The 26,389-nt window shown below is 72.6% G+C and carries 20 protein-coding genes and 1 pseudogene; 7 read left to right on the forward strand and 14 right to left on the reverse strand.

What is annotated here, in order from left to right; all coding sequences use genetic code 11:
* Positions 1-468: 468 nt before the first annotated feature.
* Positions 469-1,152 (forward strand): alpha/beta fold hydrolase, encoded by a 684-nt coding sequence (locus tag AXW62_RS31745; protein WP_252368811.1) that lies wholly within the window; start codon positions 469-471, stop codon positions 1,150-1,152.
* A 75-nt stretch (positions 1,153-1,227) separates the two neighbouring features.
* On the opposite strand, the gene AXW62_RS31750 is transcribed toward AXW62_RS31745, so the two are convergent.
* The 4 genes from AXW62_RS31750 to AXW62_RS31765 form a co-directional block, all read right to left on the reverse strand.
* Complete coding sequence (locus tag AXW62_RS31750; protein WP_051886578.1) at positions 1,228-1,836, reverse strand: hypothetical protein; 609 nt, start codon at positions 1,834-1,836, stop codon at positions 1,228-1,230.
* 14 nt (positions 1,837-1,850) lie between these two features.
* Positions 1,851-2,297 (reverse strand): hypothetical protein, encoded by a 447-nt coding sequence (locus AXW62_RS31755; RefSeq protein ID WP_159061001.1) that lies wholly within the window; start codon positions 2,295-2,297, stop codon positions 1,851-1,853.
* A gap of 194 nt (positions 2,298-2,491) precedes the next feature.
* Positions 2,492-4,219 (reverse strand): AbeC-like domain-containing protein, encoded by a 1,728-nt coding sequence (locus AXW62_RS31760; RefSeq protein ID WP_060947536.1) that lies wholly within the window; start codon positions 4,217-4,219, stop codon positions 2,492-2,494.
* A gap of 429 nt (positions 4,220-4,648) precedes the next feature.
* Positions 4,649-4,933, reverse strand: coding sequence for a hypothetical protein (locus tag AXW62_RS31765; protein ID WP_060947537.1), 285 nt, complete (start codon positions 4,931-4,933; stop codon positions 4,649-4,651).
* A gap of 243 nt (positions 4,934-5,176) precedes the next feature.
* Between AXW62_RS31765 and AXW62_RS31770 the strand changes: the two genes are divergently transcribed.
* A complete protein-coding gene (locus AXW62_RS31770) occupies positions 5,177-5,611 on the forward strand; it encodes a hypothetical protein (RefSeq protein ID WP_102865708.1) in 435 nt (144 codons plus the stop codon).
* A 63-nt stretch (positions 5,612-5,674) separates the two neighbouring features.
* Here the strand turns inward: AXW62_RS31770 and AXW62_RS31775 are convergent, their stop codons facing one another.
* Positions 5,675-6,694: a hypothetical protein gene (locus AXW62_RS31775; protein WP_060947538.1), complete on the reverse strand. Its 1,020-nt coding sequence runs from the start codon at positions 6,692-6,694 to the stop codon at positions 5,675-5,677.
* Between the two features lie 137 nt (positions 6,695-6,831).
* Between AXW62_RS31775 and AXW62_RS46795 the strand changes: the two genes are divergently transcribed.
* From AXW62_RS46795 to AXW62_RS47275, 3 genes and pseudogenes are all read left to right on the forward strand, one after another.
* Positions 6,832-11,340 (forward strand): caspase family protein, encoded by a 4,509-nt coding sequence (locus tag AXW62_RS46795; RefSeq protein ID WP_159061002.1) that lies wholly within the window; start codon positions 6,832-6,834, stop codon positions 11,338-11,340.
* A gap of 39 nt (positions 11,341-11,379) precedes the next feature.
* On the forward strand, positions 11,380-12,780 hold the full coding sequence (locus AXW62_RS31785) for an esterase/lipase family protein (protein ID WP_159061003.1): 1,401 nt from the start codon (positions 11,380-11,382) through the stop codon (positions 12,778-12,780).
* A 255-nt stretch (positions 12,781-13,035) separates the two neighbouring features.
* Positions 13,036-13,152 (forward strand): annotated as a pseudogene (locus AXW62_RS47275) (hypothetical protein); the annotation flags it as partial.
* Positions 13,153-13,259: 107 nt separating this feature from the next.
* On the opposite strand, the gene AXW62_RS31790 reads toward AXW62_RS47275, so the two are convergent.
* A complete protein-coding gene (locus AXW62_RS31790; protein WP_060947541.1) occupies positions 13,260-13,976 on the reverse strand; it encodes an NADPH-dependent F420 reductase in 717 nt (238 codons plus the stop codon).
* Between the two features lie 427 nt (positions 13,977-14,403).
* Between AXW62_RS31790 and AXW62_RS31795 the strand changes: the two genes are divergently transcribed.
* Together AXW62_RS31795 and AXW62_RS31800 are read left to right on the forward strand one after the other, a co-directional pair.
* Positions 14,404-15,255, forward strand: coding sequence for an isocitrate lyase/PEP mutase family protein (locus AXW62_RS31795; RefSeq protein ID WP_060947542.1), 852 nt, complete (start codon positions 14,404-14,406; stop codon positions 15,253-15,255).
* A 119-nt stretch (positions 15,256-15,374) separates the two neighbouring features.
* Positions 15,375-16,442 (forward strand): bile acid:sodium symporter family protein, encoded by a 1,068-nt coding sequence (locus tag AXW62_RS31800; RefSeq protein WP_060947543.1) that lies wholly within the window; start codon positions 15,375-15,377, stop codon positions 16,440-16,442.
* A gap of 79 nt (positions 16,443-16,521) precedes the next feature.
* Here AXW62_RS31800 and AXW62_RS31805 read toward each other — a convergent pair whose 3' ends face one another.
* From AXW62_RS31805 to AXW62_RS31840, 8 genes are all read right to left on the reverse strand, one after another.
* On the reverse strand, positions 16,522-17,430 hold the full coding sequence (locus AXW62_RS31805; protein WP_060947544.1) for an SDR family NAD(P)-dependent oxidoreductase: 909 nt from the start codon (positions 17,428-17,430) through the stop codon (positions 16,522-16,524).
* Positions 17,431-17,480: 50 nt separating this feature from the next.
* A complete protein-coding gene (locus tag AXW62_RS31810) occupies positions 17,481-18,266 on the reverse strand; it encodes an SDR family oxidoreductase (protein WP_060947545.1) in 786 nt (261 codons plus the stop codon).
* A gap of 331 nt (positions 18,267-18,597) precedes the next feature.
* Entirely contained in the window at positions 18,598-19,845 is a 1,248-nt protein-coding gene (locus AXW62_RS31815) for a Gfo/Idh/MocA family protein (RefSeq protein ID WP_060947546.1), read from the reverse strand.
* Positions 19,846-19,960: 115 nt separating this feature from the next.
* Positions 19,961-21,118, reverse strand: coding sequence for an ROK family transcriptional regulator (locus tag AXW62_RS31820; RefSeq protein WP_060947547.1), 1,158 nt, complete (start codon positions 21,116-21,118; stop codon positions 19,961-19,963).
* A 92-nt stretch (positions 21,119-21,210) separates the two neighbouring features.
* Positions 21,211-22,710, reverse strand: a complete 1,500-nt coding sequence (locus AXW62_RS31825; protein ID WP_060947548.1) for a glycoside hydrolase family 36 protein — start codon at positions 22,708-22,710, stop codon at positions 21,211-21,213.
* Between the two features lie 51 nt (positions 22,711-22,761).
* On the reverse strand, positions 22,762-24,117 hold the full coding sequence (locus AXW62_RS31830; protein ID WP_060947551.1) for an ABC transporter substrate-binding protein: 1,356 nt from the start codon (positions 24,115-24,117) through the stop codon (positions 22,762-22,764).
* 32 nt (positions 24,118-24,149) lie between these two features.
* Positions 24,150-25,040, reverse strand: coding sequence for a carbohydrate ABC transporter permease (locus AXW62_RS31835; protein WP_030838439.1), 891 nt, complete (start codon positions 25,038-25,040; stop codon positions 24,150-24,152).
* Between the two features lie 10 nt (positions 25,041-25,050).
* Positions 25,051-26,004: a carbohydrate ABC transporter permease gene (locus tag AXW62_RS31840; RefSeq protein WP_030838436.1), complete on the reverse strand. Its 954-nt coding sequence runs from the start codon at positions 26,002-26,004 to the stop codon at positions 25,051-25,053.
* Positions 26,005-26,389 lie beyond the last annotated feature (385 nt).

The raw sequence follows: 26,389 nt of genomic DNA on the forward strand, positions 1-26,389 counted from the left end.
AGCGCGCCGCGCCTGCTCGGGCGTGGCGCCCCGCGCAGCCGCCGCCAAGGTGGCCTCCACGCGCCGCTGCTCGATCTGCTCGGTCCGCATGCGCCGCAGTTCGATCTGCTTGCGCTTCAGTTCGCTGAAGAACGACATGGTGATCAGCTGCCCGGACGGCTCCACGGCAAACGGCCGAGATCACGGTGGGACACGTTCGCGTGGGCCCGTGGAGCCGACGGATCAGTGTCACCGGGAAACCCGGGCGCGGTGGCGACGGCGCCGCGGAGGCCCTGCGCGTGCATGGCCGGGGACGACCGCGCGGAGCCACGTCGGTTTCCGCCACGAGGGCCCAGACCGATGTCGAGAACCCTCACATGTCCGCCGCTGCGTAGGTGACGGCGTTCTGGCCCCGTCTCATGGCGTGGAAACCCAGCGGTCCGCCGCGGCCGGGTCCCCCGAGAGGGGCACGACGAAGGGAAGCACGGAATGGGAAACGTGGTGCTGGTCCACGGTGCGTGGAGTGACGGCTCGGTCTGGCAGGAGGTCATCGGCGACCTGCACGAGCGGGGTCATCGGGTGCTGGCCGTCCAGCTGCCGATGACCTCGCTCGCGGACGATGTCGCCTGGACCCGCCGGCACATCGCTGCGCTGACCGGCCCGGTCACCGTGGTGGGCCACTCCTACGGCGGTACCGTGATCTCCGCCGCGGCGCTCGACAACCCCCAGGTCAGCTCGTTGGTCTTCGTCGCCGGTTACGCGCCCGACGAAGGGGAAACCATCCCGATGCTGAGCGACAAGGGCGTCGAGATGCCCGGCCGCGCGGCCATCCGGTTCCATCCGGACGGCTGGTCGACCGTGGACCCGGAGATGTTCGCCGACGCGCTCGCCCATGACCTCCCGCCCCGCCTCGCCCGGATCCTGGCCGCCGTGCAGAAGCCGACCCACGCGGCGTGTCTGACGGCGCCGGCTCCCGCGGGCGCGTGGCATGACCTCCCCTGCGGCTACGTGCTCTCCACCGACGACCGGATTCTCGACCCGGAACTGCAACGGTGGTTCGCCCTGCGCGCCGGCGCGGCCGTCACCGAGCTGCCCAGCAGTCACCTCTCGCCCCTGTCGCACCATGAGGCGGTGGCCACGGCCATCACGACGATGCTGCGCGAGTCGCCGTGAGCCGGCCGCACGAGGACGAGCCCGCACTGCACCGGCGCATGCGGTGTTCCTGGTGCCCGGTGGCACATCCGACTCTCAGCTCGTTCTGCGCATATCGGCTCCGGTGATGACACCGCCGCGCACGGTGTAGGTGCCGGTGAAACCGCGCCGGCTGCCGTCCGTCTGGTAGGAGACCAGGTCCACCGACACGGTGTCGCCCTCGACGGACACGATGGTGACCTCGTCGCGCTCGGTCTCGGAGAAGCCGGAGACGAACGTGGAGTAGCTCTGGTCGAGGTTCTTGCCGCCGAGGTCCCAAGCGGTGCTGAAGTCACCGTTGTTGATCGCGTCGAAGTAACGCGTCACCGTGGCATCCGGACCGTCCTCGGCCGAAGGGCTCTCATCGACGGTGGGCCAGTCGGTCGGGGAGGGCTCGGCCGTGTCCGGAAGCGTGGGGGTCGTCGTCCAGATGTCCGTCTCGATGGCCGACGGCGTCAGCAGCGGTATTCCCTGTCGCGGGCTGCCGTCGCCGTGGTGGCGTGCCAAGGCCCAGATGCCGGTACCCGCCGCCGCGCACAGCAGCAGGGCGACGATCGCCACGATCAGCAGGCGCCGGAGTCCGTCGTCCGGTGGCGGCAGGCCGGGGCCGCCTCCGGACGACGGGCTCTGCACCCAGCGCTGCGCGTCCGCGTCCCAGTTGGTCATGGCGCCCGCGCTCTCTAGCCGACCAGTTGGTCGATGGCCTGGACCACGGTGGCGGCCGAAGCGAGCCCCGCCGCGGCCGTGGCACCGAGTGACAACCGCTCCCGCAGCCATCGCAGCCGGTCACCGCTCACCTGGCGGGTTTCGGAGATCTCCTCCTCGGCCGCGGCCAGTTGGGCATCCACCGTCGCGACCTCGTCCGTGGGCGCGAGCACCGTCAACTGTTCGCGCAACGCACTGATCGTGGCGTGCAGGTCGGGCGACGCGTCGATCATCCGGGTGGAAGCGGACACGGCCTTCGCGCCCTTGCCCGAGGCCACCACGCCCCCTGTCATCGCGCCGATACCGATTCCGCCGGGGACGGGTGCGGGCGCGGCCAGGCCCTCCACCGAGGCCGGGAGGGGCGCCGGCGTCCCGATCCGCAGCGAACGGTCCTCCGCGGACGCTCCTTCCCCGCTCGCCACCACGCCACCGGTCAGCAGGCCGATCGAGATCCCTCCCGAGGCGCTTCCCGAGCTCCCCGTGTTTCCTGACCTTCCCGGGTTTCCTGCGGTTCCTGGGTTTCCTGCGTTTCCTGGGCTTTCCGACGAGGGGCGGGCATCGGTGCGGTCGGCGCCCGCCCTCTCCTCCTCGTCCGGCGTTTCCCGGTGTGCTGCCATCACTTACCGCCTTCCGTGTGCGCCGCCGAGGCGCCTTCCCCCGTCGCGACCGCACCCCCGCTCATCGCGCCGATGAAGATCCCACCGCCGCTCACATTCACGACCTGCTGTTCGAAGTCACCGGTCTCGTAGCCGTTCACCCGCAGCGCCTCCCGGACCCCGCTGGCGATCCGGTCCTGCACCGTCCGCACGTACCGCCTGACGTCCATCTCCTGGAACACCGACAGGTCGGTGGTGCTCCCCAATTCCCGTACGGACGTGGCCGGGGCGTCCGGCAGCGCGCGCCGGGGGTTCGCCAGCCAGGTGCGGAAGACGGCAACGGCCGTACGGACCAGGGACGTTCCGGCGGCGAAGTTCGCGGTCGGGGTGGCGAGCAGGCCGCGCACGGCCTCACGCAGGAGGTCGTCCTCGCCCCGCGCCTCGATCACGTCGACGGCCCTGAACTCCGGCCGCACCGGGGACAGTACGTGCGGTACGACCTCCAGGACGAGCATGCCGCCCTGGGTGTGGACGCGGACCAGGACCGAGACCACGACCTGTTCGTCCCATGCCCCGACCCTGATGCGGAGGAAGTGGCGGCGCGCCTCCCCGCCCTCCCCCACGGCCTGCTCGAGGTGTCGCCCGGTGGCCGCCGCATCGTACGCGACCTCCCAGCGGGCCAATCCGGACGGCAGATAGACGAATTCCTCGATCTCCAGGGCACGGAGGCGGTCCCGGCTGGTGGACGCGGCCGCCGTGCGCAGATCCTCCAGCTGCGGTTTGATGAGGTCGATGACCTCTCGGCCGGTGAGGCGCCCGGCACCCGGCCCGGCCGTCGGCTCCGCGCCCGCCCCGTCCTTCGGCGAAGCCGCCCCCTTCTTCTTCAGCTCCATCACCAGCGACCAGGGCTCCTGGTACGGCCGCCCGGCGCCGATGAAGGGCCGGAACGGGTCGTAGATGGTGAGCACCGCGTACTGCTCGCGGTCGATGGCATCGCCGATGCGCCGGTATTGAGGGGTGGGCGGCATCGTCTCGCGAGGCCGGCTGAAGAACGTCTCCGGGCCCAGCTCATCGCGCATGACGGCCGAGACATGGGCGCGATACGCCCACACGGGCAGCACCAGCAGGAACGGGAAGACCACGCTCACCCAGGCGTGGGCACCGCTGAGGAGGGCGAACAGCGCGCTCGCCCAGTAGGCGAGCGCCACCAGCAGGGGCATGAGCGGCAGCAGCATCCGCAACCGCCCTCGTGTGGCCCGTTTGACCATGGTGCGGTCGAGGGTGAAGACCGCGACACCGAGCCCGGTCCCGGCGCGTACGCTCCCCAGGAGGAAACACACCAGCGCGTAGGCCAGCCACCAGGGGACGGGAAGCACCGTCTCCGAGCCGACCCCGGCCAGTCCGAGCCCGATGAACAGCCCCCAGATCGCCAGCAGGACGAGAGCGGTCTCCGCTTCCCTCCGACGGGCGCGCAGCGCGTGCACGAGCACGGGTAACGCGTCGATGCCGAGTGAGGGGGCGATCGGGCGCTCCTCGTGCTGGACCAGTTCCTCGATCACCCGGCGGCGGAAGTCGCTGTCGAAGTAGACGCCCGCGCACAACAGCCGGGTGGCCTCCGTCCGGATACCGCTCCGCGGCACCGAGGCCGGGCCGGGCGGCGCGGCGGGGTCCCCCGGCGGCGTCGTGGGCCCCCGCTCCCAGCGGCCCGCCGCATCTCCTGAACCGTGCTCACGCCTCGTATCCGCCATGAGTCCCCCGCCGACATCAGTGCGTGCCGTCGCTCCGGCCGCTCCGCCGTTCCCCGAAGGAGTTCGGTGAGACCTTCCGCCAGGAACCGGATCAGAGCTGATACGACTCTACGGGCAACGCCACACATATCGCCAGTGTCTTGGGCCCGGTGTGCGCGGCCTGGGCGGAGGTGCTCGTCGTCGGCCGCCTCGTGATCAGCGGGTTCCGGTTCCTCACCGGCCGTGGGAGAGCGACGTCACCGCGTCGGGCCGGGAAGCGGCCCGGGGCTGCCGGGGCCGCTTCCCTTCGAGGGCGCGGTCGGCGGGGGCGGCCGACTGCCTTTCCGGACGGATCCGATGGCATGCCGGACGGATCCGGTGGCGTGCCGAGCGCCGTCCGAGCGGAAGTCTCCTTGGCCCGCGGGGTGCAGCCGTGACGCGGAGCGTCGTTCACCGGGCGGCTGCTTCGAGCTGATCGGCGAGATCGTCCACGGAGACCAGGCGGCGGCCGGCCGCGGCGTTCGCGCGGCTGGTCCCGGCGCCGGGGGCGCGGTCGAGCATCGCCGTCTTCCACCAGCGGCGCATGACCCCGGGCACATCGTCCCCCTCGGCGGCCAGGACCTCGCTGTAGAAGAGGCCGCGCTGGGTACCGCTCAGCGCGTCACCGATGGCGTTGATGGTGTGCGGGATCGCCTCGGTCCTTCGTTCGGTCGAGTGCTCCGGCTGTGTGCCCATCCTCGTTCCCTTCGTCCCGTCGAGCCCGGCAGCCCGCTGCCTCGGATACCACGGCCACTCGATTGTCCCAGGGGCGCCGGGCGGCGCGGTGGCGGGCAGGGGCTCAGTGCTCGCACCGGTGACTCCGGGCGCCCCGCGCCCCGGGCGCCGGCGCGTATGCCGGACAGGCCAAGGGTAGAGGGCAGGCCAAGACGGGACAGCGCGTGCCGCGCGATGCCCGTGGGACGGATGTGGGGGAAACAGATGAGCGAGCGGACCACCGGTGGCACCGGGGGCGGGGCGGGCGCCGGGGCGAACGGGCCGCGGGAGGGGCTGTCCGCCGAGATCGACCGGGAGATGCGCCGGTGGAGGGTCGCCACGTTCAACTACGGGGTGACCTACTACCTGTCGCGCATTCTGCTCATCGTCGCCAGCGCCGTCGTGGCGGCCGACCAGAATCTCGCCGACGGCAAAGGGGGTTTCCTGGTCGAGTGGGTGCCGGTGCTCGCCCTGGTCGTGGCCGTGCTCACCGCGCTGGACACCTGGCTCAAGCCCCAGCAGAAGTGGCAGGGCTTCATGGAGTCCCGGGACTCCCTGGCCGATCTGATCATCAGGGGCAGGCACGGCCTGACCGCCGAGGAACTCCGGGAGGAGTTCACGGCGCTGCGTCGCCGGCACCGGGAGAAGAACATCTTCTGACCGATGCCGGAGGACCGCCTGCCGGAGGGCCGCCCTCACGCCGCCGGGGCAGTGGCGCGACGGTCAGGGGTTCGGGGCCGGGGCGAGGCGGGCGAGGGCCCGCCGCTCGGCCGCCTCGACATCCAGCCGCCCTGAGGGGTTCCCGCCCCGGGCGATGACGGCGCCACGGACCAGCGCCAGATAGAACAGCGCCGGCGCGCACGGCGTCCACTCCTCCTCCGGCCTGCCGAGGATGAAGTCCAGCACGCTGTCCGGGTCGGCGGGCACGAACGCGTGGCCGGTGTGCTCCCACTTGTCCTCCACCCCGCGGGACCGCCTGGTCAGCAGGTCCTCCGCGGTGAGGTCCCGCAGCACCGCCCGGAAGAACGCCGCCCACTGGTGGTTGCGCAGATCCAGGGCGAAGGCCAGCAGCTCCAGCTCCACCGCGTCGTCCGCCTGGATCGCCAGTTCCTCGCGCAGCGCCCGGCGCGCCACCGCGTGCAGGCTGATACGGGAGCCGTCCCGGGGGGCGTCGTGGATGCTGGCCAGGCCCTCGTTCGCGGAGGAGTTCCAGTGATCGGTGTACCGGCCGGCGACCTGAGCGCTCCGCCGGGAGAACACCATCTTCCGGTCCGGCTCCGTCTCCACGGCGATGTTCACCCCGAAGCTGCACGAGAGGAACGGCTCCACGGTCACCGGGTCGGTGTTCTCCAGGTACTGGGTGCGCAGGGTCTCCGCCGATCCCTCCCGGAGTGGCCGGTCGAGGTTGTGCGAGGTGGCGAGGAAGTCGAAGTAGTCGGCGTCGCACAACTGCATCCGCACCACGGGTTCCTCGCGCTCGTGCGTGCGTGCGACCTCCACGCTCTCCACGGCGAAGCGGGGATTGTTCCAGCGGTGGGGCAGCCCCGCCGCTTCCTTGCGGGCCTCCCGCTCCGCGGTCTCCTCCCGCCAGCGCCGCACCACCGCGGGCAGTTCCACCCGTCGGCGGCCGCGCTCGTACAGGATGTGGACGTTCTCCTCGAGGATGGCACGGGTGCCGTCTCCCTCGAACACGTGGCAGTCGGTGGTCCGGGGCCCCACGACGAACTTGTCCCGCTGCGCCATTCGCTCCCCCTTCGCCCGCCCCGCCGCCGGGTCGAGCCTCGCCTGCCGCCCGCTCTTGTCGCGAATACTCCCCCATCGGGGCTCCGATGGGGAACCATGGTTCCCAACTCATTCCGTACATAGTGCGGTTTGCCGTGATGGAACGGGTCCGAGCGCCGGGGGTCGGGGTGGAGTCGGAAGGCGTGGTCGCCGCCGTTGTGGTGGACCGGTACGCGGGCGGCGGCCAGGGGCGCCGGGACCGGCACCAGCTGCGCGGGACCGCCGGCTCTTTCCTCGAGGTGGCGGCCCGGCTCGGATTCACCGCGGCTCCCCTGCGCAACACCGGCGACGGCGTCGCCGCGGGCGAGCCGGGCGGTCCGGCGGCCGGCACCACGCGTGCCGAGATCGAGGCCACCGTGCGCCGGCTGCGCGCCCACCCCGCCACCCGCAAGATCCTCTACTGGACCGGCCACGGCGAGAAGACCGACGACGGCCGCTATCACCTGGCCTGCCGGGACAGCTATCCGGGCGACGGCGGGTTCGATCCCGCTACCGCGGTCACCGCCGCCGAGCTGATCTCCTGGCTCGCCGACGACCCGGCGGACATCCTGCTGGTCCTGGACGCCTGCTTCGCCGGCGCGGCTCTCGCCCGGACCGTGGGCGAGCTGGACGCGCTGCTCCGCACGCGCGGTGGGGCCGGCGGCTTCGCCGTCGTCGCCACCGCCTCGGCGGACCAGCGGGCCGCCGAGGGGCGGTGGGTGACCGAACTGACCGCCCTCTTCGACGAAGCGGGCCTGGAACTGTACGGCCACCGGCTCTTCGACCGGGAGACGCCGTACCTCTTCTTCGGGCCCTTGATGCGCGCGGTGGACGACCGGGCGCGGTGGGACGCCAGCCAGGAACCGCTGGCCCGGGAGCTCCGGCCGCTGCGCCTGAACTTCTTTCACAATCCCTACCGGTCGGAGACCGCCAGGCCGGCCTCCCGCCCGCCGGACGACGAGACCTGGATCGGCGAAGAGCTGCGGGAGGTGACCCTGCCGGTCTTCGCGGGCGAGGCCGCCGCCTGGGAGCTGCGTGACTTCACCCCGCGGGAGACCGTCCTGGACACCGTGGTCACCTGGCTGGGCACCCGCAGTTCCGGCCTGTTGGCCGTGACCGGCGCCTGGGGGGCGGGCAAGTCGGCGCTGCTGAACTACCTGGCGCATCTGACCACGCCCCGTTTCGCCGCGTCGCTGCCCGCCGACCGGCGGCCGGGGAGCCAGCCCGGGCTCAACTCCATCCACGCCGCGATCCATTGCCGCGGCAAGACGCTCGCGGCCGTCTGCCAGGAGCTGTGCCATCGGCTGCTGCCGCTCGGCCTGGTTCCGACCGGCCCCCTCGGCTCCTCGTCACCGGCCGCCCATGTCGAGGCGGTCGCGCGGGTGGCGAAGCGCAAGGGCAGTCTGACGCTGCTCTTCGACGGCCTGGACGAGGCCGCCGCGGGCCATTCCCTCGGCATCGCCCGCCAGTTGCTGAACCGGCTCGCGGCCGATCCCGCGATCAAGGTGGTGGTGGGTACCCGGGCCGACGCGCGCCGCCACCTGCCGGGCGGTCCGCCCGCGGAATCCCTGCTCGACGCGCTGGACAGCACCCAGTCGCTGGAGCTGGACCGACTGCCGGAGACCCAGGGCGACATCGCGCGCCACGTCGAGCATCTGCTCCGGCGGGCGGGCTTCGGGGCGCGGACCGCGGACGGCGGACGGCGGCTGGCCGCCGTGGCCGGGCATATCGCCCGGGAGAGCAACGGGCTCTTCCTGGTGGCCACGCTGTGGGCCCGCCGGGTCGCCCGCCGCGGCGGCCTGCCGGACGGCCCCGGGGAACTCGACGCCGACCGGGAGATCGGCACCATGGGCCTGGCCCGGCTGTTCGCCGAGGAACTGGAGCTGCTGGACCCGGACGACCCCGACCGTATCCGCGACGTGCTGCGGCCGCTCGCCCTGGCGGAGGGACACGGCCTGCCCCAGCCCGGCGTCTGGCTCGCCATGGCCAACGCGGTGCGGCCCGCCACCCGGCGGGAGTACACCGAGCGGGACCTCACGCGCGTGCTGGACGCCACCCGCGGCGCGCCGGTGGTACGCGGCCGGGAGGCCGGCCGGGACGTCTACCGGCTGGCGCACCCCGGCTTCGGCGGGCAGCTGGTCGGGCGGGAGGCCGATCCGCGCCACCTGCACCACGCCGTGTGCCGGGCACTGCGCCCGGCGACGGACACCGGCTGGGCGCGGGCGGACCCCTATGTCCTGACCCATCTGGCCACGCATGCCGCGCTGGCCGGCGGCGACACGCTCGCCGGTCTCGTCGAGGACGACGCCTTCGTCGTCCACGCCGACCCCGACGTCCTCGAGCCGCTGGTCGCCTCACAGCTGGACGTGACCGACCGCTCGGTGCTCTATCTGCGGGTGGCCGGGCACTTTCGCGCCCACCCCGGCCCCACCGCGCGGTGGGCGATGCTGCGCGCCACCGCGCTGGCCACCGCGGCGCGCGACCTGCTGCCGGTCCTGGCGCATCCGCCCGAGCTGTTCTGGCAGGACCTGTGGACGAGCGCGCGGCCGCTGCCGCTCGGGCGCAGCTGGCCGGCCCCGGAGGGCGGTGCCTTCGCCGTGGCCTGGGAGGACTCCCGGGACGGGCTGGTGCACGCGGCAGGGGTCGGGGAGATCCGGTCCTGGGGGCCGGACGGCCGGGAGTACCGGGGCCGGGCCCTGGCCCGGCCGGCCGGGCGGGCGGCTCCCGGACCGCTGCGCGGGCTGGCGGTGGCACCGGGCGGAGCGGTGCCCGGTGCCGCTCCGGGCACCGTGGCCGGGAAGGTGATCGCGGCGCACGACGGATACGCGGTCCACGTGTGGCAGGGCAGTGCGCGCTGGCCGGTGGAACAGTTCTACTGGGGCGGGGCACCGGAGGCGGTGCGCGCCGTACGGTGTGGGGCCACGGTGTACGTGGGCGCGGTGGACAGCGACGGGCTGTGGCTGTGGCGCTGGCCGGCCGAGGTGCCTCCGGACCACGGCACCATCCGGCACGTCCGGCTGCCCGGGAACATCTACGACGCGGCACTTCTGCCGGTGGGCCACGAGGTCCTGGCCGTGCTCGGTGGCCCTGACGGCGTGACGCTGTGGGACGTCACGGCGCGAGCCTCCCGGCCCGGCAGCGGCGTTCTCCAACTGGCCGCACGCCGGGACGGCCGCCCGGCCCGCGCGGTGGCCGCGCTGGCCGCCGCCGACGGCACCGGGGGCTGGCTCGCCGCCGCGGGCGGTGGCGCACTGCGTGTCTGGCGGCTGCCGGACTTCCTGGACGCGGCCCAGGCCGACGACACCGGACGCGTGCTGACCGTGCCCACCAGCGGACAGCGCGCGGTGGCCCTGGGGCACGGTCCGCACGGGGTACTGGCCGGGGTGCGGGAAGGGCGCGATGTCCGCCTGTGGAGCCTGTCCGGTACCGAGCACACCCCGCTGCCCGGAGACGAACAGCAGCCCTCGCTGGCGTTCGACCCCGCGGGCAGCGGGCGGCTCCTGGTCGCCGACGGGAACCAGGTGCGGCTGTGGGATCCGCCCGCGGCGGACGAGCCCGGGCCGGACGACCCGGACGCCCAGGACCACGGGCCCGAGGGCGGGCGGCCACTCCTGCGGCTGGCGCCCGGTTCCGACTCCGGCGGGCACCTGCTCTGCCGGGCCCGGGGGCGCGCGGTGCTGGTGACCCTGCACGGCCCGGCCGGCCGGCTGCCGGGCCTGGGCACCGTGCGGCTGCGCCTCGGCAGCGGATCCGACGGTCTCGTCGCGCTCGCCGCCGTCCGGGTCGGCGACGGCTGGCTGGTCGCCGGGGTGGTGCGCCGGACGGCTTTTCTGTGGCATCTGCCCCCGCGTCCGCCGGACCGGGTCCCCGCCCGGCCCACGGCCGTACTGGATCTGGGCGGTCAGCACGACGTGCCGGTGCCCTCCGTCGACCTTCAGGTCACGGGGGCGGGCACGGTCCGGTTGTTCGCTTCCGGGACCCAGTGCGTACGGGTCTGGGAATGCCGCGAACGGGTCTGGGAGGACTGGCGGGAGGCTCCAAAGACCTGGCCGTTCACCACGGCCGCGACCGCACAGCAGGTGGCTGTGCGGGCCCTGCCCGGCGGGCCGGCCTGGCTGTACGCGGCCGGCGGCGAGTCCGTCCGGGTCTGGGACCTGCCCGGCCGGGGACCGGCGCCGTACGGCATCGACCCCTCGGGGCGGGCGGCGACCGCTTTCGGCGTGCTGCGCGACTCCGACCAGGCCCATCCGGTGGTGGCCTACACGGCCGGCGGCCAGGTGTGGATCGCGGAGTGCCTCTCCGGCTCGCCGGCGCGCGAGCCCCTCGGCGGACCGCCGGTGGACGCGCGGGGGCTGGCCTTCGCCGGCCCACCCGAGCGGCCGCTGCTGCTGGGCTGGCGGAAGGAATCCGGCCGGATACACCTCTGGGACGTGTGGCACAACAGGCGGCTGCCGGACATCGAGCACCGCGGCTACGAGGTGGAGGACGTCGCCTCCGTCCACGGCCCGGCGGGGGTGACTCTCATGATCCAGGGCGGAGTCCAGGAGCGCGTGCGGTGCGACCAGGTGCTGCTTCCGGCCGACCGGCTCGCCGGCCTGCTCCGCACCCCGCCCGGCCACCTGGTCTGAAGCGACGGCGGGACACGACCGACGAGAGAAGGGGCGGGCTTGCGACACGACTTGGTGGTCATCGTGCCCGGCATCATGGGCACGTCCCTGCTGCACGAGGGCAGGGACGTATGGGACCTCTCACCCGGGGCGCTGGCCGGGCTGCTGCGCCCCGGCAGGCTCCGCGGACGCCTCATGCTGCGGGAGGGCATCGGGGACGACGATCCGGAGGGCGAGTCCGCCCTGACCCCGGGGGCCATGATCGAGGCGCCTCGGGTCCTGCCCGGCATGGTTTCCCATCTGGGGTACCGCGATCTGCTGGCGGGCCTGGACATTCAGCCGCCCGAGCGCCTGGCGGTCTTCCGCTACGACTGGCGGCTGTCCAACCGCAACTCGGCGGCGAAGCTCCGGACCTTCGTGGAGCGGCGCCTGGCGCTGTGGCGGGAGCGGATCGACCGCAGCCGGCATCCGGACGCGGGCGATCCCAAGGTGGTCTTCTTATGCCGCTCCATGGGCGGGCTGGTGGTGAAGTACTACCTCGAGTGCCTGGGCGGCCGGGAGATCACCCGGACGGTCGCCACCCTCGGCACCCCGCACCAGGGCAGTGCCAAGGCGATCCGCTTCCTGACGGGCCGGGTCGTGCCGGGGACACCCCCGTGGATCAGTGAGTGGCTCGCCGAGATCTGCGGGACCTTCCCCTCGCTCGGTCAGCTGCTGCCGAGCTACCGGGCGGTGATGACCGCGAGCCCCAGGCCCCGGCCGCTCAACGCCATCGGTATCGCCGACAGGTTGAGCCTTCCCACGGCCATGGTGGACGACATGTTCCGCTTCCATGAGCAGATCAGGAACGACCGGATCCGCAACGACCAGGCGGGCAGGCCCGGCTACCGTCTGGTCCCGCTGGGCGGGCACGGGCTGCGCACCGTGCACGGGGTGTCCGTGGTGGGCGACCGGATCACCTTCCTCGACTCCTTCGACGAAAGCGGTGACTGGCAGGGCGACTCCACCGTCCCCACGATCTCCGCCACGCCGGCCGAGCTGGAGTCGACCGTGTATACGCACTGGTTTCCCTTCCGCCACGCCACGCTGGCCAACGAGGCTCCGGTCCTGGCCGCCCTGCGGGAGATCTGCCAGAGCGTCGACGTCAGGAGATACCTGGCCTCGGATGCCGAATTCGCCGTCGATCTGCCCGACTTCGCCGTGGCCGGGGAACCGATGGAGATCACCGCCCCGGACGCGGACCCCGCCCTGGAGCTCAGTGCCCGGCTGCTGTCCCAGGACGGCCGCCAGGTGCTCCCCGGCGTACCGCTGCGCCCCGACGGACAGGGCGGTCTCCGGTGTGAGCTGCGGGCACCGGCCGGTCTGTGGACGCTGGAGGTGCGCTCGCGGAAGCGGGGCGTCGGCCACCGGGACGCCGTTCTGGTGACCGGGGCCGATGGGTCGGGCCCGGCCCCGGGGTGAGAGGTGTGCGCGGGGTTCCGGGGCCTCGGGTCACCTGGTCCGCGTCCGGTGCCGCATCGAGGTCCCCGGCCCCGGTGTGCTCATCACACCGGCCGCGGACCGCTTCCCCCGCCGCGCCGCCTTCTCCGCCGCGACGTAACCCTCGTCACTTTTAGATCGATCGATCTAAAAAGCCTTGACCGGCGCTCCGGGCCGGGACAAGAATGGGCCTCGCTGGCCGCCGACCACGAACGCGGTTCGGTCGTGGGCACCGTCATGAGCGGCCTGCTCGTCGGCATCATGCTCGCACGCACCGCCGCCGGCGTACTCGCCCAATTCGGCAACTGGCGGCTGGTCTTCGTCTTCGCGGCCGTCGTCATGGTGGTGCTGGCGGTCACCCCGCGCCTGGTGCTGCGTCCGGTGCGTTCGCCGGCGGCGGCGCCGGCGAACGCTTCGTTGTCCGGGCCCCTCGCCGCGGCGGGCGTCCGCCGGCGCGCGTGTCACACCTTCCGCAGGAGCGCTCGTATCTCCGCCGCCGAGGCCGGGCCCGCTTTCAGGGCGAGGAACCCGGCCGGGGCGGGACCGGCCGCAAGCGAGCCCAGCGACTCGGCGGGCAGCTCGGTGTAGGGGGCGCCGTACGCGGGCGTGCCGGGTGCGAACAGCCTGCTCCGCGCCAGCGGCCCCGTGTCGACGGTGTCGTACCCGAGGATGTCCAGCAGTGCGGTCGCACGCCGCTTCGCCTCGGCGTCGTCGCCGGCGATGGGCAGGGCGGTGCGGTCCTCGGCTCCGGTCGGCCTGGCCAGTACGGCGAGGTGGGTGTGGTGGATGTTGTTGAACGCCTTGACGACGTGTGCCGAGGCGCCGAGATGCCGCTGGAGCAGTTCGCCGCTCGTGGTCGAGTCGTTGTCCAGGGCCGCCACCCTGCCGTCGCACTGCGGAGCGTAGTTGCCGGTGTCGATGACGGTCCTGCCCGCGAGGGGCTCGCGCGGCAGGGAGCGGTACGCCCACAACGGCACGCCGACCACCACCCAGTCGCCCGCCGCCGCGGCCTCTGCCGCGGTCGCCGCCCTGGCCCGGGGGCCGAGTTCCGCGACCAGGTCCGCCAATGCCTCCGGGCCGCGCGAGTTGCTGAGCACGACATCGAGTCCGCCGTTCACGGCCAGTCGCGCCAGAGTGCCGCCGATCAGCCCGCTGCCGATGAGTCCCACAGTAGCCACGCTGGGCCAACCGGCAGCGGGGCGGCACGTATTCCGCCCGCTTCCATCCGCATCCCTCCGCTTCCGACCGCGTTCCGCGTCCGCGCGAGGCGGGACGTCCGCCGGACGCGGCGCCGCGGTTGACCGAGTGCCGCGTCCGCGCGCCGGTCGCCCCGCCACGGCCAGTTCCGTACGTGTACGCGGTTCAGCTCGCCGAACCGGGCTCGGGGGCTGGCCGTAATCGTACGGGAATCCCCAAGGGATGGTTGTGATAAGGCAAAAAACTTTTTACTGTTCCGCCACAGCACCGAACAACACAGGCCGGGCGCCCCGTTGACGAAAGGCGCCCGACCTGCCTGGTGCGGAACACGCCGCGCGGCCACGGCTTTGGCAGGCAGACGGCCGCGACGACGGAAAGCCCACACACCCAGTTCCCCCGGAGGGTACCGTGAGCCATCCCCATCGGCTACGCCAGGCCATCGACGCCGCCGGCACCACGCCCCTGATCGGCGTCTTCGACATGTTCTCCGCATCGGTCGCGGCCCGGCACTACGACGGAATGTTCGTCTCCGGATTCGGCTTCGCCGCGTCCCACTACGGACTGCCCGACATCGGCTTCATCGCCTGGCCGGACATCATCGCCTTCGTCCAGCGCCTGCGGCTGTCCTTCCCGCGACAGCACCTGCTGGTGGACATCGACGACGGCTACGTCGATCCGGAGACCGCGTGTCACGTCGTGCAGAGCCTGGAGGCGATCGGCGCCTCCGGCGTCATCCTGGAGGACCAGAAGCGCCCACGACGCTGTGGACACGTTGACGGCAAACAAGTGCTGCCGCTGGAGGAGTACCTGGAGAAGCTCGACATGGTGCTCGCCGCGCGCCGGGAACTCGTCGTGGTCGCCCGCACCGACGCGACCGAGGAGGACGAGATCCTGCGCCGCGCCAAGGCACTGGCCGCGACCGACGCCGACGTCGTGCTCGTGGACGGGGTGCGCAGCGTCGAGCGGATCCGCACGGTGCGGCGCGTCATCGGCGACAAGCCCCTGCTGTTCAACCAGATCGCCGGCGGTACGTCGCCCCGGCTGTCGCTGAGCGAGTTGTCGGACCTCGGTGTCGATGTCGCCATCTACAGCACCCCCTGCCTGTTCGCGGCGCAGACCGCCATCGACCAGGCACTGTCCAAGCTGAAGGAGGCCGACGGCCGCCTCCCGCGGACCGGTCCGGACACCGTCGGTGTCGCCGAGTGCCTGGCGCTGCTGGAGAAGAACATCAGCCGCCACCACGAGCACGTCCCGGCCTGACCCCGGGGGCCGGCCGGGGACCGCGCCCCGCGGTGTGAGCCGCGCCCGGTCCCCCGGACTTCCCGCGCCCGGCACCGGCCGGGCGCGGGTCCACGCCACCGGACCCAAGGCAGGAGCGCATGTCCCGGACCCCCACTCGCGTCGCGTGCGGCCTGGCGCGCCGCGTCGACTGGTACATCCTCGCGCTGTTCGGCGCCATCGGCGTCGCCACCCTCGCCCCGGCCGAGCGACAGGCGGCGGAGGTCGTCTCCTGGCTGACCCAGGTGGCGATCGGACTGCTGTTCTTCCTCTACGGAGCCAGGCTCTCCCCGTCGGCCGCGCTCGACGGCGTACGGCACTGGCGGTTGCATCTGCCCGTTCTGGCGCTGACGTTCATCGCCTTCCCGCTGGTCGGGCTGGGCACCACGCTGCTGCCGGACCGGATGCTCGGCGCCGAGCTCACCGCCGGGGTGCTCTTCCTCGCCGTGCTGCCGTCCACCGTCCAGTCCTCCGTCGCCTTCACCTCCATGGCACGCGGCAACGTGGCCGCGGCGGTGTGCTCGGCGTCGTTCTCCACGGTGCTGGGCGTTGTTCTCACCCCCGTGCTGGCGGTCCTGCTGATCCGGCGCGCCGAGGGCGGCGGTGTCCCCATCGGCTTCGGCCAACTCGGCGACATCGCACTGCAGTTGCTGGTGCCGTTCGTCGCGGGGCAGGCGGTGCGACGCTGGTTCTCCGACTGGCTCGGCCGGTACCGCGCGGTGATCAGCGTCTGTGACCGCGGTTCGATTCTGCTGGTGGTCTACTCGGCGTTCAGCCGCGGCATGACCACCGGCATCTGGCAGCGCGTGTCGCCGGCGCGACTGGCGCTGCTCGGCGCGCTGTGCGTCCTGCTGCTGTGGATCGCCCTGCTCCTGGCCGACCGCTCGGCGCGGATGCTGCGCCTGTCCCGCGAGGACCGGGTGACCGCGGTCTTCTGCGGCGCCACCAAGAGCCTGGCCAGCGGGCTGCCCATGGCCTCCGTGCTGTTTCCGGCGAGCCGGGTCGCCATGACCGTGCTGCCCTTGATGCTCTACCACACCCTTCAGCTGGTGGTCTGTGCCTGGCTGGCCCGTCGCCGGCCGGCCGGCCCCGGCAGCACGGCGAAGCGCTCGGCCTCCCCCGCCCCGGTCGCCGGCCGCCGCTCCGGCGCTCCTTCCCCGCCCGGCTGACTCCCGGTACCCGGCCGGTCCCCGGATGACCGCCGGGGCACGGTGGTTCCCCTTCCGGGGCGGGTCCGGAGCGCGCCGGTTACACCGAACTGCCCGTGGTGAGCAGTTCCTCCAGCCCGATCCGGCGGAAGAATTCGGCGCGGATGCGGTCGGCGACCACCGAGACGACTTCGCTGCCGTCGCGGCTGGGGTCGATGTGGGTGCGCAACGGCCGGGTGCCGGCGGGCGCGGCCACCAGGCGTACGACGGCGTCGGCGACCTGTGCGGCGTCCGCGTCCGGCGGGACGAGCGCGGCCAGCCGGTTGTCGAGGTCGGCCAGCAGGGCGCCGTAGCGCTCGTCGTAGGCGGCGGCCCGCTCGGTGTCGGCGGGGGCGCCGGCGTTGCTGAAGTGGTTGGTGCCGGAGGTGAAGGCGCCGGGGACGACGATGGCGGTGTCGATGCCGAAGCGCTGGACCTCGGCGGCGTAGGCGACGGCCAGGGCGTCCATGGCGGCCTTCGCGGCGAAGTAGGGTCCGACGAAGGGCGGGCAGCCGCCGCGGGTGCTGGAGCTCCCGATCCACACCAGCAGCCCCTGGCCCCGGCCCCGCAGGTGCGGCAGCGCGGCGCGGTTGACGCGCTGGGCGCCCAGGACGTTGATGTCGTACAGCCGCGCCAGCTGATCGGGGGTGAACGCCTCGGCGGGGCCGGTGGCCATGTGTCCGGCGTTGTGCACGATCACGTCCAGCCGGCCGTGGTCGGCCAGGACGCGGGCGACGGCGGCGTCGGCGGACTCCTGGGAGGTGACGTCGAGTTCCACGTCGTGCAGGTCGATGTCGTGCTCGGCGGCGTAGCGCCTCAGCGCGGCCACCGCCGGCGCGTTGCGGGTGGCCGTCTGCCGGATCCCCGCGTAGACGGTGTGACCGGCACGGGCGAGCGCGCGGACGGTGAGCGCGCCGAAGCCGCTGGAGGCCCCGGTCAGCAGAACGGTCTGGGGCGTGTGGGTGGGCATGAGGTCCTTTTCGCGGAAGGGGCAGAAGGTGGGGCGGGGCGCCGGGGCGGTCAGACGATGCCGCCGTTGGCGCGGATGACCTGGCCGTTGACCCAGTGACCGGCCGGTGAGGCGAGGAAGGCGACCACCCCGGCGATGTCGGTGGGCGTGCCCAGGCGTTCCAGCGGGGGCCGGGCGGCCAGGCGGGCGATGGTCTCCTCGTCCTTGCCGTCAAGGAAGAGGTCGGTGGCGGTGGGGCCGGGGGCGACGGCGTTGACGGTGACGTCCCGGCCGCGCAGCTCGCGGGCGAGGATCATGGTGAGTGCCTCGACCGCGCCCTTGCTCGCGCTGTAGGCACCGTAGCCGGGGAAGGCCAGCCCCACCACGGACGTGGAGAAGGTGATGACGGCGCCACCGCCGCGGACCCTCCGGGCGGCCTGCTGGGCGACCACGAACGTGCCACGGACGTTGGTGCGGTGGACCGCGTCCAGCTCCGCCAGGTCCAGTTCGGCGACCGGGACCGAGGACGCGCCGCGCCCGGCCGCGTGCACGACGACGTCGACGCCGCCGAACTCGGACTCCGCGGTGTCGAACAGGGCGGCCACCCGCCGCTCGTCCGCGACGTCCGCCGGTACGGCGACCGCGCGGCCACCGGCGGCGGTGACCTGCCGCACGGCGGCCTCGGCCCGATCACGGTGGGCCGCGTAGCCGACGACGACGGCGAATCCGTCGGCGGCCAGTCGGCTCACCGTCGCACGGCCGATGCCGCGCGACCCGCCGGTGACGACGGCGACGCGAGGGGCGCCGGTCTCGTGGCCGGCCGTGATCTGAGGGGGCGCGGTGTTCCGGGATGGCATGGTGGCTCCTGAGAAGGCCGGGGCGCCACGGCGGTGGATGGTGGCGCGGAGCGTCGGCGTCGGCTCCGCGGCGCCCTGCTTGCCCCTCCAGCCTGCGCCGTTGTTCCCGCGCCGACCAGGGCTGTGCCCACCCAGGGGTTGCCGTCCCGTGTCTTCCGCACCTGTGCGCCCGCCGCCCCGACGCCCCGACGGCCGGCGGGCTCTCTGGCGCGCCTTTTCCCCGTCGCGGTCAGCTCACCGATGGCGTCTCCCGCCTCACCCGTGCGACGCACCGCGCATGACCGCACCCTCCGGCGGGGCGGGCTCGTTTCAGGGCCGGGGTCCGGTCTCGCTACCGGCCGCCGTCCTGGGCGAGCGCCGCGGTGGGCTGGTGTTCCGCGAAGTAGCGGAGGACCTCGGGGGCGAGTTCGGGCACGCTGACCGGTGTGCCGTTCGAGCGCAGCGAGGTGGTCGCCGCGACCGCGGCGGCGACCGCCTCGCGGGCGGCCACCGGTGAGGTCTCGGTCGGGCCCCCGGCGGCGGCGAAGCGGAGGAACTCCCCGACCAGCGCCTGGTCCGCGCCGCCGTGCAGGCCCTCGCTCGATGCGGCAAGGGGGATGGTGAGGTCGGCGTCGCGCCGGTAGCCGGAGCGGTGCCGGTTCCAGACGTTGATCGACGCGGGGTCGCCCTCGATGCCGTCGCCGAGGTTCTCCAGGCGGCCCTCGTCCCCGATGACGGTGTAGTTGCGCCAGTAGTCGGGGGTGAAGTGGCACTGCTGGTAGCTGGCGAGCACCCCGTTGTCCAGCTGCGCGAGCATCATGCTGATGTCCTCGACGTCGATGACGGGGTTCAGGTCGCGCAGGGCGGACGGCGGCCAGATGCCCGGATCGAACCAGTCGGGCATCCGGCGGCCGTGGGACGCGGCGTCCTGCGTGGTGCGCCGCGGGTTGTCGCCGTAGACCGCGAGGGCGCCGTACGCGACGACGCTGCGGGTGTAGCCTCCGGCGAGCCAGTGGATCACATCGAGGTCGTGGGCGCCCTTCTGCAGGAGCAGCCCGGTGGTGTTGGCCCGCTCCGCGTGCCAGTCCTTGAAGTAGAAGTCCCCGCCGTGGCCGACGAAGTGGCGGCACCACACCGCGCGGACCCGGCCGATCGCACCGTCGTCGATCAGCTCGCGCATCCGCCGCAGCATCGGGAGGTGGCGCAGGTTGTGGCCGACGTAGAGCCGGCCGCGGGAGCGGAAGGCGGCGCCCAGCAGCTCGTCACAGTCGGCGACGGTGATCGCCAGGGGCTTTTCCACGAACACCGCGATCCCGGCGGCGAGGAAGCGCAGCGCGGGCTGGGTGTGCAGGTGGTCGGGGGTGAGGACGAACACGGCGTCCAGGTCGTCGTCGAGCATCCGCTCGTACCGGTCGTGTATCGCCACATCCGCGCCGAACAGGCGTTTCGCGTCCTCCCGGCCCCTCGGGTCCGGATCGGCGCAGGACACGATCCGGGCAGTACCGGGGCGGTTCGCCAGCGCGGCCATCGGCGCGCGCTGCCCCACACCGACCACGCCGACGCGCAGTTCCGCCGCTGGTGCCTGGTCATGTTCGTTCACTCGGCTATCCCTTCGTTTGCGTCAGGCGGTGCTTTTCGGGCGCGCCGGGCGCGGTGTGTCTCGGGACCGCTCGCGCGGTGCCCCGGGTTCCGTGGCGGACCGGCCCCTGCCGCCCCTACCGCCGCGGGGCGGCAGGGGCCGCCAGCCCGTCGCTCAGCAGCCGGCTGTCGACTTCGTCCAGGGCCAGGCGCACCGCCCCCAGGGCCACGCTCTCGTCGCCGAGGGTGGAGGCGCGCAGCTCCGGCAGCCGCAGACAGTGCTTGGCGAGTTCACGGCGCAGCGGGTCGAGGATCACGTCGGCGGACCGGGAGAACCCGCCGCCGTAGACGACGACCTGGGGGTCCAGGGCGAGGACCAGGGCGGCGACGCCCACCGCGAGGTCGCGGGTGTAGCGGCGGATGGCCGCCTTCGCGTCCCGGTCGCCGTCCCGGGCCGCCTGGAACACCCATGCCGCCGCCTCGCCCGGCGCGGCCGTCGCCGGAATGCCGGGGCAGGACTCCAGGTGTCCGGGAGCGGTGAGCCACCGCACGGCCTTGAGGGCGCCGATCTCCCCCGCGGCGCCGCCGTGGCCGCGGCGCAGGGTGCCGTCGAGGATGAGCCCGGCCCCGGTGCGCAGACCGGCGAGGAGGAAGACGATGTCGTCGGCGTCCTGTGCGGCGCCGTTCCAGCGTTCGGCCACGGCGGCGAGCTTGCAGTCGTTCTCGACCTGGATCGGGCAGGAGAAGCGGGCCGCGAGGTGGGCGGCCGGGTCGGCGGCACGCCAGCCGGGCAGCGGTGTGGACAGGGTGGTGCGGCCGGTGGCGTCGACCGGACCGGTCACCCCGACCGTCACGGCCCAGATGTCGCCCGGTGTCATGCCCGCGTCCCGCAGGACCTCGTCGATGACGCCGTCGACCGCCGCGAGCCTGGCCTCGGGCGCCGCCTGGGGGTCGGCCGGGCGGCGCACGGTCCGGACCAGGCTGCCCTCCAGGTCGCTCAGCATGACGAGGATCTTGTGCACGCCGATGTCGATGCCGAGCACATGGCCGGCGGTGGCCCGGAACCGGAAACGGCGGGCCGGGCGCCCCACCACGCTGCTGCCCCCCGGCTCCTCGACCTCGGCCCACCCGTCGACCACCAGGGCCTGCACCAGTACGTCCACGGCGGGGCGGGACAGGCCGGCCCGCCGCGCGAGTTCGGTGACGGTCGAGGGCGGGTGGCCGCGCAGCGCCCACACGATGGACAGCTGGTTCATCTCGCGCATCCGGGACATGTCCGTTCCGGTGGTCGCCATGCTGATGCTCCTCGGAGGGGGTGCGGTGCCCACCGCTGAATAATGCTGAGCAGTTTACTAATCCGCAGCGGTGGCCGCGCCCGAGAAAGAGGTCATGCGATCGGATACCGCTGCTCCGTCCCGGGACTGACCGCCGGCGTGAAGTCGACCTCCCGTCCGTCGAGCGTGAACCGGTAGCGGCCGAGCCTGCGCACCTCGGGGCGGGCGGCCAGGTACCTCGTCATCGCCTGGAGTTCGTCGGGGGACAGCCACCCGGGCGGGTCGGACACCGCCCGGAACCCGCAGATGTCGGCGAGGTCGCGCAGCCAGCTCCGCTGCTGCTCGGTCAGCAGGTTGAGACGGCTGCGGAAGTACACGATGTCCGGATCGACCTCGAGCAGGGGCGACTGCCACAGCCGGTGCAGGGTGTTGACGACGGCATTGCGGGCCAGGGCGTCGGAGGGGTCCTGGGTGGCGTAGTGCTCCCACAGCGGCGCGACGTCGGGGCCGCTGCGCATCCCGTCGGCCAGGCCGAGGGAGGGCAGCAGCGGCGCACCGCTGGCGAGCAGATACGCGTCCGGCCCCGCCGCGTCACGGATGATCCGCAGTCCGGTCCGGTACGCCTCCTCGCGGCCGGCGTCCGCCGACCGTGTGCCGGGCACCGCGGCGCCCTGCAGGAAGTCCAGCTTGAGATAGGTGAACCCCCATTCCCGGCTGACCCGGTGGATCATCTCCCGCAGATGTTCCTGTGCCGCGGGCAGGGTGAGGTCGAGCGCCCAGTACCCGGTGCCCCAGTTGTGGCCGGCCACCACCGGCTCGCCGCGGCCGTCGCGCAGCAGCAGCTCCGGCCGTTCGCGGGCGGTGACGGACCGGGGGTGCAGGATGAACGGGGCGATCCACAGGCCGGGCCGCAGCCCCGCGTCCGTGATCCGGTCGGCCAGCGCCCGCATCCCGGAGGGGAATTTCACGTTGGGCTCCCAGTCGCCCACGGCCCGCTCCCAGCCGTCGTCGACCTGGACGACGTCGAAGGGCAGGCCGCGCAGGGCGGTGATGTCCTTGGTGAGCTGTTCCTCGGTGATGTTCTCGTAGTACGCGTACCAGCTGCACCACACGTTGCCCGCACGCTTGCGGCTGTGCCCCAGGCGCGCGGCCAGGTGCCGGGCGTAGGCGGCGAAGACCTCCTCCTCGTCGCCGTAGGCGAGGAACCACGGCGCTCCGTCGCGCTCGTACCAGCCGGCCAGGGTGTCCTGGTCCGCGGTGAGGCGCGGAACGTCGAGGCCGAGCGCGCCGAGCAGCAGCACCCGTCCGTCGGCCCCTTGCAGGGCGGCGACGGCGGAGGAGTGGTGGCGGACGGGGTCGTCCCACACGGTGTCGTCGGCGGTGAGGCGGCGTTCGGCGCTCTCGATGCGCAACGGGGCGGCGGAGAGCCGGCGCCAGCCGCACGGGCTCCATGAGTTGTGGCCGTGGCGGTAGAAGAGCGCGTCGCCCAGACCGTGCAGCACGGCCGTCCGGCCGGGCGGCAGCAGCAGACCGCCGTCGACGGGCTGTGGCGGGGCATCGCCTTCGAGCTGGACGGCGAAGGTGCGTTCGCCGAGGTCCAGGAGCTGGGCCATGGGTCTCCTTGCGTCTGGGTGGGGGCGAGGACGGTTCCGCGGGTTCCGGTCCTACTTGACGAGGTCGTTCGCCTTGTCGTTGGCCGACTTCAGGGCGGCTTCCGGCGATGCCTCGCCGAGGATCGCCGACTGGATGGCGTCCTGGACGATGGGACTGATCTCGGTGCCGTTCTCGGTGACGGGCAGCAGGAAGGTGCCGTCCTTGGCCGCGGCGGCGTCGGTGAAGACGTGCACGTCCTCACCCCTGGCCCGGTGCACGGCGAGCGCCTTCCGGGTGGCGGTCTTCAGCGCGGGGAAGACGATGCCTCGTTGGGCGACCAGGTTCTGGCACTCGGGCGAGGCGAGGAATTTGACCCACTTCCACGCCTGTTCCTTGTGCTTGGTCCCGGCCCAGATGGCGTCCGACGAGCCGTTGAGGGCGCTCTTGCGGCCGGCCGGGCCGGTGGGCAGCGGCGCGAAGGCGAACTTCTGCTTCACCTTGGGTTTGGTGAAGGTGGAGATGGTCCAGGAGCCCGTGACCATCATGGCGCCCTTGCCGGCCATGAGCAGTTCGGAGTTGGCGAGGGCCGACTTCTTGTCCAAGGGGGGCGCGTAGCCCTTGTCGATGAGGTGCTTGAACCAGGCGATGGTCTCGGCGAGTTTCGGATCGTCGTACTGGTAGTGCGTGCCCCACGGATTCTTGTCGAGGAAGGTGAAGCCGTTCGAGGCGGCGAAGTCGCCCCAGCCGTTCTGGCCCTGCGAGCCGTCGGCCCACTCGGCCAGGAACCCGTAGGTCTTCACATGGTCCTTGTCGAACCCGGGGTCGAGGCCGTTGCGGCCCTTGGTGTCGACGGTGGCCTTGGCGATCACCTTCTCCAGGGTGCCGCCGTCGGAGGGGTTCCAGGTCAGGTCGTTCAGCTGGCCGGCGTCGACTCCCTGCTTCTGGAGCATGGTGGTGTTGTAGACGAGCGCCATGGTGTCCCAGTCCTTCGGCAGGCCGTACCGCTTGCCGTCCTTGACCCATACCCCGGTGAGGCCGGGCTGGTAGGCGGACAGGTCCACCTTGTCCCGGTCCACCAGGGGCTGAAGGTCCAGCAGCTGGCCGCCGGCGGCGTACTGCGGATAGTAGGTGCTCTGGTTGGCCCAGACGTCGGGGGCGTCGCCGGAGACCAGTTCGACGGTGAGGTTCTGCCAGTACTGGCTCCAGGCCGTCTGCGTGATCTTCACGGTGATGTCGGGGTTGGCCCGGTGGAAGGCGGTCGCACAGTCCTGGTAGCCGGGCAGCTGCAGATCGTCCCACAGCCAGTAGTCGATGGTCGTCCTGGATCCGGCCGTGTCGTCGTCGGAGCTGCCGCAGGAGACGAGGGTGGTGGTGGCGGCCAGGCACAGCAGGGCTGCCGCGCCGGTGCGCAGGTGTCGGGGGCTCATCGCGGTGGCCTTTCTGGTTCGTACCGGGGCGGTCACTTCATGCCGGTGAAGTTGAGGGACTCCACCAGCCGGCGGCCCAGCGCGATCAGCAGCACCAGGACGGGCAGGACCGACAGGGCGGATCCGGCCATCAGGCCGGTCCAGTCGGGCTGGGTGTTGGGCGACTGCTGCTGGAAGATGCCGAGCGCGACGGTGAGCACCCGGGTCTGCTCCTCGCGGCCGGTCAGCAGCGGCCACAGGTAGTCCTTCCAGGCCCACACCGTGGTGGTGAGGCCGATGGTGATGAGCGGACCGCGGCTCATGGGCATCACCACCCGCCAGAAGATGCCCCAGGCCCCCACGCCGTCCAGGACGGCCGCCTCCTCCACGTCACGCGGGATCGACAGGAAGAACTGGCGCAGGAAGAAGACCGCGAACGGCGTCATGAGCACGCTCGGCGCGACCATGCCGGTGAAGGTGTTCAGCCAGCCGAGGTCCTTCACCAGGACGAAGTTGGGCAGCACGGTGAAGATCGGCGGCACCATGAGCGCGGCGATCAGTACGCCGAAGACCACGTCCCGGCCGGGGAAGCGCAACCGGGCGAAGGCGTATCCGGCCATCGCGCAGAACAGCGTCTGCAGCGCGGCGATCAGACCGCTGTAGACGACGGAGTTGAGCAGATAGCGCAGGAAGTCCACGTGCGCGCCGGAGCCCCCGGCGGCCTGTGCCTCCTCCTGGCTGGTCAGCCCGAGCACCCGCAGGAAGTTGATCATCGTGGGGTGGTCCGGGACGAGCCCGGTGGAGTCGGTGTAGAGGTCGGCCGCCGGGGTCAGGGCGGTGCGGACCATCCAGTAGAACGGGAAGACGGTCACGACCAGTGCGATGACGAGCACCGTCCAGGCGGCGATCCGGCCGGGCGAGACCTTCGTACGGATGCGGCTCATGGTCTGCTCCTCAGGCCAGGTCCGAGCGGGAAGCACGCAACAGGCGTATCTGCACGGCGGTCAGCACGCCGAGGATCACCGCGAGCACCACGGCCACGGCGGAGGCATAGCCCATGTGGAAGTAGTTGAAGGCCTGTTCGTAGATGTAGAAGTAGATGACCCGGGTGGCACTGACCGGTCCGCCCTTGGTGGTCACCGCGATCGTGTCGAAGATCTGGAACGAGCCGATCAGCGACACCACCAGCACCAGCGCCAGAACCGGCCGCAGCAGCGGCAGCGTGACCCGGGTGAACATCCGCCACTCGCCGGCGCCGTCCAGGGCGGCGCTCTCGTAGAGGTACTGCGGGATCTGCAGCATCCCGGCGTACAGCAGCAGTGCCGTATAGCCGGTGTACGCCCAGGTGTTGACCGCGGCCACGGTCGGCATCGCCCAGTCGGGCGAGGTGAAGAAACCGGTGGTGCCCAGGCCGAGGGCGTCCAGCACATGGTTGACGAAGCCCAGGTTGGCGTCCAGCAGCCACATCCACACCAGGCCGACGGTGACGTTGGGCACCAGCCAGGGCACCAGCAGCATGGCCCGCAGCGCCACCGACCGGGTCAGCCGGTGCATGAGCGCCGCCAGCAGCAGGGCCAGTACGGTCTGCGACCCGATGTTGAGCACCACGTAATAGCCGGTGACCTTCAGCGCGTTCCAGAACTGCTCGTCGCCGATCAGCTGGCGGTAGTTGCCCGCGCCGACGAAGCCGGGCTCGGAGAGCAGGTTGTAGTCGGTGAGCGAGTAGTAGACGCCGCGCACGGTCGGATACGCGTAGAAGAGCGCGAATCCCACCAGCGCGGGGGCCAGGAAGAGCCAGGCCGCCTTCCGGTCATCGCGGCGCCGGCGCGGCCTGGCCGGGGCGGGGGCGTTGCCAGGGGGTGAGCCGGCGCTCTCGTGCGGTGGCGCAACCGCGGTGTTCGCGCCCATGGTTCCCTCCGAAAGGGATTTGCGCCGCACCTCTTGTCAGTGGGGCACCGTGGACACATATTGATGAGCAACAGCGAAACTTTGTCAATGCTGTCGCATAACAAACGGGGGTTTCCTCCCCGCGGCGAGCAGCGGAGACGAGGGGCCGGACGCTCACACGGGCCCGGACTCGGCTGCCGGACCCGGCAGTTGACCGGGCTTCCACGGTGGGCCCCGGCGCTGTTGGACGGCTCCTCCCCCACCCGTTCGGAGGTTGACACCATGCGCACCTTCGCGCAGCGGCGCGGCAGAGAACTGCTGGCCGCGCTCTGTTCCACGGCCATGGCCCTCGCGCTGGCCGCGCTGCCGCTCACCGCCCATGCCGCCCCGGCCGCCGGCACCGCCG

It is taken from the genome of Streptomyces hygroscopicus subsp. hygroscopicus, from assembly GCF_001553455.1.
GTDB classification, from domain to species: Bacteria; Actinomycetota; Actinomycetes; order Streptomycetales; family Streptomycetaceae; genus Streptomyces; species Streptomyces hygroscopicus.

Bases quoted from the DNA above. Each gene is read 5' to 3' on its own strand.
- AXW62_RS31745 (WP_252368811.1), top strand. From the start codon at position 469: ATGGGAAACGTGGTGCTGGTCCACGGTGCGTGGAGTGACGGCTCGGTC.
- AXW62_RS31750 (WP_051886578.1), bottom strand. From the start codon at position 1,836: ATGACCAACTGGGACGCGGACGCGCAGCGCTGGGTGCAGAGCCCGTCG.
- AXW62_RS31760 (WP_060947536.1), bottom strand. From the start codon at position 4,219: ATGGCGGATACGAGGCGTGAGCACGGTTCAGGAGATGCGGCGGGCCGC.
- AXW62_RS31765 (WP_060947537.1), bottom strand. From the start codon at position 4,933: ATGGGCACACAGCCGGAGCACTCGACCGAACGAAGGACCGAGGCGATC.
- AXW62_RS31770 (WP_102865708.1), top strand. From the start codon at position 5,177: ATGAGCGAGCGGACCACCGGTGGCACCGGGGGCGGGGCGGGCGCCGGG.
- AXW62_RS31775 (WP_060947538.1), bottom strand. From the start codon at position 6,694: ATGGCGCAGCGGGACAAGTTCGTCGTGGGGCCCCGGACCACCGACTGC.
- AXW62_RS46795 (WP_159061002.1), top strand. From the start codon at position 6,832: ATGGAACGGGTCCGAGCGCCGGGGGTCGGGGTGGAGTCGGAAGGCGTG.
- AXW62_RS31800 (WP_060947543.1), top strand. From the start codon at position 15,375: ATGTCCCGGACCCCCACTCGCGTCGCGTGCGGCCTGGCGCGCCGCGTC.
- AXW62_RS31805 (WP_060947544.1), bottom strand. From the start codon at position 17,430: ATGCCCACCCACACGCCCCAGACCGTTCTGCTGACCGGGGCCTCCAGC.
- AXW62_RS31810 (WP_060947545.1), bottom strand. From the start codon at position 18,266: ATGCCATCCCGGAACACCGCGCCCCCTCAGATCACGGCCGGCCACGAG.
- AXW62_RS31820 (WP_060947547.1), bottom strand. From the start codon at position 21,118: ATGGCGACCACCGGAACGGACATGTCCCGGATGCGCGAGATGAACCAG.
- AXW62_RS31825 (WP_060947548.1), bottom strand. From the start codon at position 22,710: ATGGCCCAGCTCCTGGACCTCGGCGAACGCACCTTCGCCGTCCAGCTC.
- AXW62_RS31830 (WP_060947551.1), bottom strand. From the start codon at position 24,117: ATGAGCCCCCGACACCTGCGCACCGGCGCGGCAGCCCTGCTGTGCCTG.
- AXW62_RS31835 (WP_030838439.1), bottom strand. From the start codon at position 25,040: ATGAGCCGCATCCGTACGAAGGTCTCGCCCGGCCGGATCGCCGCCTGG.
- AXW62_RS31840 (WP_030838436.1), bottom strand. From the start codon at position 26,004: ATGGGCGCGAACACCGCGGTTGCGCCACCGCACGAGAGCGCCGGCTCA.